We start from the raw sequence: 8119 nt of genomic DNA, 5'->3' as shown, positions 1-8119 counted from the left end.
CGTCTAGATAATATATGGTAGTAAATAATTATTTTATTAATGTCAGTCTAAAATGACTTTCTGTATTTATTAAACTGATCAGATTCCACTTTATCTCCTTGTGCATTCAAATACCAAACTGATTCTACATCCTCATTTTTATTAGCATAGGCAAGCGCTTCTTTTAAAGGCATTAAGAATAGAGCAGTAGAAATCACATCCGCGAAAAGTTGGTTATTATTGACCACTATCGTTGTCGATATCCCTGTGCTTTTAGGATACAATATTTTTGGGTTGATAATATGATGGTATTCTTTACCTTTGACTCGGTAGTAGCGTAAATAATTGCCACTGGAGACAATGGCTAAATCTTTACCTGTCAGCACTTCATGGTATTGGTCTTCAAAGCTCTGGCACTGTTCAAGAGTATTATTGTATTTTTTGCAAATAGGATTTTCGACTGCAGTGGTAAAATCTCGGCCCTCAGGGTGAACGCCGTAATGCCGTATATTACCCCCTGCATTTATCATGAAGCTCTCAACACCGTCCGCTTTTAACTGCCTATAAACCATTTCAGCCATCCAGCCTTTCGCGATCCCACCAAGATCGATACTCATGCCTGCTTTCATCTGTATGGTGTTGTTGGTAAGATCTAAGTCTATGTCTTTAATATTAATCAATAGCTTAGCCTTTGATAGCTCTGCCTCAGTAGGAATGCTGCAGCGGTCTTGGAGCTTACGTTCACCTTTACATTTGGCCCGATACCCGCGCCAGATATCGATGACAGGCGATAGGGCGATGTTAAAGTAGCCATTGGTTTTATCATGCCAATCAATACTCGCCTGGATCAGTTCAGTCAACTTTGGATCTATTTTATGTTTTTTATCAGGTTGATTATTGATGCTTTTAATATTGGTGACATGGGGGTAAGTGCTGTAGTTTGATGCGAGATAATGATATTCCTGAATAACATGTAGTGCGTTACATAATGCAATTCCTATACCTGTATCGTTATTATCATATATATCAATACTGATGGAAGTGCCAAAGTATTTAAGCGTGGTGAGATTACTGCTGACAGCATTATGAGTTATTATTGCATTTCCTTCACACCGATAAGGTTCTCCCTTAGTGTCGACTTTAATAACCTTAAACTCTGGTGCTACTGGTTGCGTAATGACATTTGCATAGTTATAACTAGAAAAAAACAATAGCGTTAATATAGGAAGTGATATTTTCACAATATGGCCTAGGTATGTTGATTGGCTATAATAAGTATCATAACAAGCAATGTAAAATTAAAAAATAGTTTGTTTATGTTAACCCGATCAAATAAATAAACATCAACTCATCACATTGCGGTTTTCCGCAATTGTGTAGAAATTTAAAACTTATATTCTGGCCTCAATGAAATAACACATCTAAAGGCTGACAGAATGAAAAGCTTAAACATCTTTAATAAAACATTAGTAAGTAGCGCTGTACTATTCGGCACGATGGCGCTTGCAGGTTGTGCTGGCAGCGTCGATCACGGCAAATACGCCGATGGCGTTCATGATGTATCTGCTAAAGGTAAGAAAAGTCTTATTACCTTAACCGTTGAGGTTAAGAACGGAAATATTGTTGATATTAAAACAAAATCCCAAAAAGAAACGGAATCTCTCTATCTCAATGCAGAGCGTTTATTAGCGAATGTTGTTGCGAATAATGGCCATGAAGGCATTGATGCCGTTTCCGGAGCGACTTACTCTTCTAACGGGATCTTAAAAGCCATTAACAGCCTTCCGAGAGCGGACGGTAGTCAGCCTGAATATGTTGCCGTCGGTTCTAAAGAAGAATCTGGAGACGATAATTTTAAACTTAAATGGTCTATTCAGCCTCAATTGGGTTTATTGAAAGGGGATTATTACTTCCAAGAAGCCCGCTTTCGTCAAGGTCATATGGGCAGTGTTGCTATCGTCACTGACAGCAATAATGCTGACAATGTGATTTTTGCCGAATTTAATGAGAGTGGTCGCCCAAATTACTACACTCGTCTTTACCAAAATGTGCCTAAGCGTATGTCTGAATACAACTTCTCAATGGGTAAAAAGAAAGGGACTGCTTGGGTACAGTCTGCGTTGACCATGGAAAAGCTCATGGTAGAGCAGGACAAGTTAACCTTCGAGCTAAACCCCGATTTTGATCCTGCTTTAGGCAATAAGTTGAAAGAGCCGAATCGATTAAAATATGCCGGTATCGATATTGTTGCGGGTGCCTCTAACAGTGTTCAACAGTCTATGGTGCCGCTTACGGCTAAAATCCATGCGCAGATTAATGGCGAGGGCACGAATGAGCTGTTTTACCAGAACGCAGAAAAGTTACTCGATGCTAAAGGCAAATGGACCGGTGTGACCGCCGTTTTACGCCTAGTGGTTAATCGCGACAGCAAGCAAATTACTAAAGCCCATTATGACGAAATCTTCGCTGATGAAAAGACCCAGATAAAAGATGCATCGTTAAAGAAGTTCTACCGCCAGTCAAAATATGAATCGATTAACTATGTAGAACCCGCTCGTATCGGCTTTAACGTCATGTTCGATGCGTTAAATGTCCACCTTCAGCAAGGTGGCTCTCTATTCTCAATCAATGATTTACCAGCAACCGGTGATACCGGCAGCTATGCCGCAACGGGCTTTACCAAGCGCTCAGATTCTTGGGATCTTTATTTACATCAAGCTGACATTTTGTATCGCCAGATGCGTCAAGACGGCGTAATCGTAGCACACAATAAAATCTAAACTTGCGGTGAAAAAGACTCCTAACCGCCTTAGAGCTGGGGAGTCATCTTCGTTTTGAACCAATAATAATGTTAAGAGATATGATGATGAAAACAGTTCAATTGACTTTACTTGCCGCGGCAATTCTAGCTTCACCCGCTGTTATGGCCGATGCCTACAAATTTTATGGCCGTATCGATTACTCGATTACAAACTCTGACAGTGGTAGTGCGACTCATAGCGGTAAAAGTGGCACCATTCTGGAAAACAACTGGAGTCGATTAGGCGTTAAGGGCAACGCGGCGCTAAATGATGATTTTACGGTATTTTATCAAATCGAAGTGGGCGTAAATGGTGCCAGCGAAGGTAAGCAAAATAATCCATTTTCGGCACGTCCTACATTCTTAGGCATAAAGCATTCTACAGTCGGTCAACTTGCTGCAGGTCGTATCGATCCAGTGTTTAAAATGGCTAAGGGTACCGCTGATGCAATGGACATGTATTCACTAAAGCATGACCGTTTGTTTGCCGGTGATAAGCGTTGGGGTGACTCTCTAGAATATAAAACCGTTAAATGGAACAAATTACAATTTGGCGCCAGCTATATTCTTGAAGATAACTATTACGCCGAAGACGATGTTCATCGTGATAACGGTAACTACCAAGTCGCAGTGACTTACGGTGACAAACTGTTTAAAAGCGGTGATTTTTATCTCGCCGCTGCTTACACTGATGGCGTTGAAGACATCAAAGGTTTTCGCGCGGTTGCGCAGTATAAGTATGGTAACTTAAAACTGGGCTCTATCTACCAGAGTGCCAAAATCGTTAACCCTAACTTAGATAACTGGCAGCAACGTGATGGCGATGGTTTTATCATCAGTGCTAAGTATCAAATTGATAAACTCACGTTAAAAGCGCAGTACGGTCAGGATGACTCGGGTACGGGCAAAATTGCTGGCCGAGTTTACGATCAATACGGCGCCGCGGCCACTGACGTACCAGAAGTATCACAATGGGCCATTGGTGCCGAGTACCGTTTATCAAAGTCGACGCGAGTGCATACCGAACTGGGTCAGTTTGATGTGAAACAATATTCTGATTTTGATGACACTATTATTAGTGTTGGTTTTAGAATCGATTTCTAACGTCGATTTAAATGTCTAATCCCAGAGAGCGTGCAAAGCAGCGCGCTCTTTATCTCATTTACACCACAGCCTTAACTCACCTTTCTCAAATACTGCCACTGTAGGGGGATTTTGACTAGGATAGCCACACTACATTGACATTAATCATCAATCTTTAAGCGTTAATGTGACTCATTATTCGATTAAATGAAAAAATCCTCGGGGTTATATTTTAATAAGTGAGTATAAATTCAATAATATGACTAGAGTGAGTCTGCGCTACTCTTTGCCCTCAATACTGTGATTACTTAGCCAAGGTAAGTTGCGCCACGATAAGAGTCGTTATCGGTCGGCATTTTCTCAATCCCCAATAGAGCTAAGTCTGGTAAACTCCTGCATCAGTAATCGTTATAACGCCACAGGAATGTTATATGCCGCCATCGGCTGATGATTTTATTGCACCTCCTTGTTTTGAAGATATTTCAATTATCTATCAAGATGAAAATCTATTATTAATCAATAAACCCTCCGGCCTTTTATCCTTGTCGGGTAAACACCCCGCAAACTGGGATTCTGTACATTACCGTCTCGTTAAAGATTATCCAGATTGTACGCTAGTGCATCGACTCGATTTGGGAACCTCTGGGGTTATGGTGGTGGCGAAGAACAAAACGATTAATGCCGCCTTGTGTAAACAATTTAGTGAGCGCAACGTGCTTAAGCGGTACACCGCATTATTGTTGGGTGACTTACCAAATGACGAGGGTGAGATAGCACTGCCGATAGCGAAGGATAAGCCCAACTTTCCGTTAATGAAGATTTGTGAGAAAGAGGGCAAACCAGCCCTTTCAATATATAAAGTCTTGTCTCGAGAACATTTTGTTGCTGCTCCTTTAGGCAATGCAGCCACAACAGATAACACCCAGAAGACGGCGGCCATTGCGACAGTAGTGACCAGAGTAGAGCTAACACCCGAGACGGGTCGCACCCATCAATTGCGGATCCATAGTCAGCAAATTGGCCATCCTATTATTGGCTGCGATCTATATGGTACAAGTGACTCTTATAAGATGGCGTCGAGATTAATGCTGCATGCCACTCGTTTAGAGTTTGATCACCCTGTGACAGGATTGCGCGTACTCGGCTTTAGCCCTTGTCCTTTCTAGTGCGCGAATGCATCTAAACACCTTTGTTGCAGTTTCATGTATCGTTATCAAAAACCGTCCTGCTTGGATACATTCAAGCCGCGTTAGCCAAATATATTGTTACTTATACCGCGATTTCTATTGGTACATGAGGCAATTCATTGGCGTGCTTTAAATGTATTAGCATTAGAACGGCAATGAATTGTTACAACAAGGTGGCCTTTCAGTTCTCTATCGACTGCCGTTACCGTTAAAGTTTTGTTATCTTATAGCGGTAAAGGACGCGAGGTAAATGCCCGTCCTTAATCGATTAAATTGTAGCAATAGATCAATCTATTGGAATACTGGATAACAGGGAATCATATGTATCGAATAGTTACGGCTTCTTTAGTCACGCTGACATGTGCAACTAGCTTTAATGTGCTCGCCAATGAGTATGTACTGAGCAAAGTTGCCAAGCCTATAACGCAAAGTGTTAAGCTGAATTTAGATCCAGCAAAGGATAGTTTTTCAGGTAGTACTTCAATAAAGCTTGAAGTGACGGAGGCCACTAAGCAATTACAATTAAATGGCTTGGAATACAATACCAGCAATATAGTGTTAAATGGCAGCAAAGATTGCCAAATGAAAGCGACAATGCAATCGACTGGTGTGGTGTTGTTTGATTGCCCCCATATCATTGAGCCTGGCCAATATACGTTATCGATGGACTTTACTGCGCCTTATAACAGGCAATCAGTCGGCCTCTACAAGACCATTGATGCAGGCCAACCCTATCTATTTACTCAGTTTGAAATGAGTGATGCTCGCCGCGCATTTCCAAGCTTCGATGAACCTGCATATAAGATCCCTTTTCAAGTAACGATTACCGCTCCAAGCACTGAGAAGGTGTATAGCAATACTCCAGAAGTGTCAGTGACAGATAAAAATGGCGCAACAACTCATGTCTTTAAGCAAACTAAACCATTGCCATCATACTTAGTGGCTTTTGCAGTCGGTCAATTTGAAGAGATAGCGGTTAAAGGCATGAAAGTGCCCGGTAGAGTCATTACGACTAAAGGCAAGATTGAGCTAGCGCACTACGCAGCCAAGAAAATGCCTGAAGTACTTTCAGCGTTAGAAGCCTATTTTGGTGTTGACTATCCTTATGAAAAATTAGATACCATTGCGGTGCCAGAATTTCCTTTTGGTGCGATGGAAAATGCTGGGTTAGTGACGTATAGAGAAGATATTCTTTTAGTTGATGAAAAAACGGCGAGCCAAAATAGTAAAGAGCGCGCCGTGTCTATTATTGCTCATGAGCTAGCACACCAATGGTACGGTAACTTAGTGACGATGCAATGGTGGAATGACCTCTGGTTAAATGAAGCATTTGCAAGTTGGATGGCATCAAAAATCACTCATCAGCTCCATCCTGAATTTGAATCTGACCTGTCACTTTCAAAAAACTATGTAATGGCAATGGATGCAAGAGTCTCAACTAAACCGATTCGAAAGCCGATCAAGACCGAAGCCGATATCATGGATGGCTTAGGCTTAGCTTATAGTAAAGGAGAAGCCGTACTTGCTATGGTTGAAAACTATATTGGTGAAGATGAGTTTAAGGCCGGGATCCGTCAATATATTAAAGATAATGCCTTTAAAAATACTCAAGCGGATGATCTATGGAGCGCGCTGTCAAAATCATCAGGTAAAGATGTTGGCTCTGTACTCAGTACTTTCATCGAGCAATCTTCTTACCCGTTGGTAAAAGTGTCGCTTGTGGGTAATAAGTTAACATTAAAACAAAGCCGCTTTGTTTCCGCAGGCACTAAAGCTGACCCGCAATCTTGGACCGTGCCGGTATCGATTAAATATGGTAAAGGCGCCGAGGTTTCACAACAAACAATTTTGTTAAGCGGTGACACACAAACGGTTGAGCTCGCGTATACCCCAGAGTGGATCTATCCAGATTCTGACGCTATGGGTTACTACCGTTGGTTGTTAGACGAAACAGAAATGGCAGCACTTTTGCAGAATGCCCAAGCTCATTTAACGCCACGTGAACGTAAAGCACTAATTTCTTCTGCTGATGCCTTACTCGACGGTGGATTTATTTCAGGTGGTGAATTGCTTAATATTTTGGGTGAGTTCATTGCTGACCCACATCCAGAAATAGTATCGACTGCACTCGGTTATTTGCAATCACAGAAACGTACTTTTATTGATGAGAGTAATCAACAGCAGTGGGCCAAGTTTATTGCGAAACGTGCTAATAGTGCGATAGAAAAGTATGGAGTTGAAGCCAAACCCGGTGAAAGTCCAGCAATCAGTAAGCTGCGTCCAACATTGATTAACTTGTTAGCATTTGAAGCGAAAGATAATGCGATTATTGCGACAGCAACAAAAGAAGCAAAATCTTACATTGCTGGAAATAATGACGTTGATCCATACTTGATTGGTAACTATCTTACTATTGCAGTTTATTACGGTGATGCTAAATTATTGTCACTGGTTAAGAGTGAGTTTGAGACCACTAAAGATCCTCAAAAGCGTACTCGATTAATGTCAGCACTAGGATATGCACCTACTGATAAACTGCAAACAGAAGTGTTAGCTTATACATTAACAGATAAAATTAATGCGCCAGACTTGAGATATATTTTATCAGGTCAAACTTATACTGACGTGCGTAAGCAAAGGTTCAGAGATTGGGTTTATGCCAATTATGAGACCATAAAGGAAAAGCTGCCTCCGTTTGCGGTGGCGAGTATTCCTTATTATACGGGTAGCGGTTGTGATATTACTGCACTTGACACTACGGTGCAGTTTTTCACCCCTAAAATGGAACAAACTCCAGAGTATGCTCGAACGTTAGCCAAGCTGGATGAGAGTGTACGAAACTGTGTTAGTTTGAAAAAACGTGAACAAGCCAGTGTAGAAGACTACTTAAGTCGCTACTAATCTGAGTTGATTTAATATAAAGCCAGTCTTCGTACTGGCTTTTTTTAACTTCAAATATCATTAAATCAATCAAAATAAACTATTTTCACTTTTATTCACGCTACAATATGACAACCATCAAGGAGCGTAAATAATACGTTTAGGTAACCATTAGTTGGGCGATAAATTA

Annotated in this window: 5 protein-coding genes; 4 read left to right on the top strand and 1 reads right to left on the bottom strand. The window is 41.2% G+C overall.

All coding sequences use genetic code 11. From position 1 onward, the window contains the following. Positions 1-47: 47 nt before the first annotated feature. Positions 48-1220, bottom strand: a complete 1173-nt coding sequence (locus CXF82_RS10420; RefSeq protein WP_102044154.1) for an FAD:protein FMN transferase — start codon at positions 1218-1220, stop codon at positions 48-50. Positions 1221-1415: 195 nt separating this feature from the next. Here CXF82_RS10420 and CXF82_RS10415 point away from each other — a divergent pair, with 195 nt between their 5' ends. From CXF82_RS10415 to CXF82_RS10400, 4 genes are all read left to right on the top strand, one after another. Next, a complete protein-coding gene (locus tag CXF82_RS10415) occupies positions 1416-2759 on the top strand; it encodes an FMN-binding protein (protein ID WP_102044153.1) in 1344 nt (447 codons plus the stop codon). Positions 2760-2842: 83 nt separating this feature from the next. After that, positions 2843-3883, top strand: coding sequence for a porin (locus CXF82_RS10410; RefSeq protein WP_101090212.1), 1041 nt, complete (start codon positions 2843-2845; stop codon positions 3881-3883). A gap of 410 nt (positions 3884-4293) precedes the next feature. After that, a complete protein-coding gene (locus tag CXF82_RS10405; RefSeq protein ID WP_101090211.1) occupies positions 4294-5028 on the top strand; it encodes an RluA family pseudouridine synthase in 735 nt (244 codons plus the stop codon). Positions 5029-5370: 342 nt separating this feature from the next. Continuing rightward, a complete protein-coding gene (locus CXF82_RS10400; protein WP_374702368.1) occupies positions 5371-7950 on the top strand; it encodes a M1 family metallopeptidase in 2580 nt (859 codons plus the stop codon). The last annotated feature ends 169 nt before the right edge of the window (positions 7951-8119 follow it).

It is taken from the genome of Shewanella sp. GutDb-MelDb (assembly GCF_002836075.1).
Taxonomy (GTDB): domain Bacteria; phylum Pseudomonadota; class Gammaproteobacteria; order Enterobacterales; family Shewanellaceae; genus Shewanella.
This window is presented reverse-complemented; position numbering and strand designations above follow the sequence as displayed.

Coding starts and splice junctions, on each gene's coding strand:
- CXF82_RS10415 (WP_102044153.1), top strand. CDS start 1,416: ATGAAAAGCTTAAACATCTTTAATAAAACATTAGTAAGTAGCGCTGTA.
- CXF82_RS10405 (WP_101090211.1), top strand. CDS start 4,294: ATGCCGCCATCGGCTGATGATTTTATTGCACCTCCTTGTTTTGAAGAT.
- CXF82_RS10400 (WP_374702368.1), top strand. CDS start 5,371: ATGTATCGAATAGTTACGGCTTCTTTAGTCACGCTGACATGTGCAACT.
- CXF82_RS10410 (WP_101090212.1), top strand. CDS start 2,843: ATGATGAAAACAGTTCAATTGACTTTACTTGCCGCGGCAATTCTAGCT.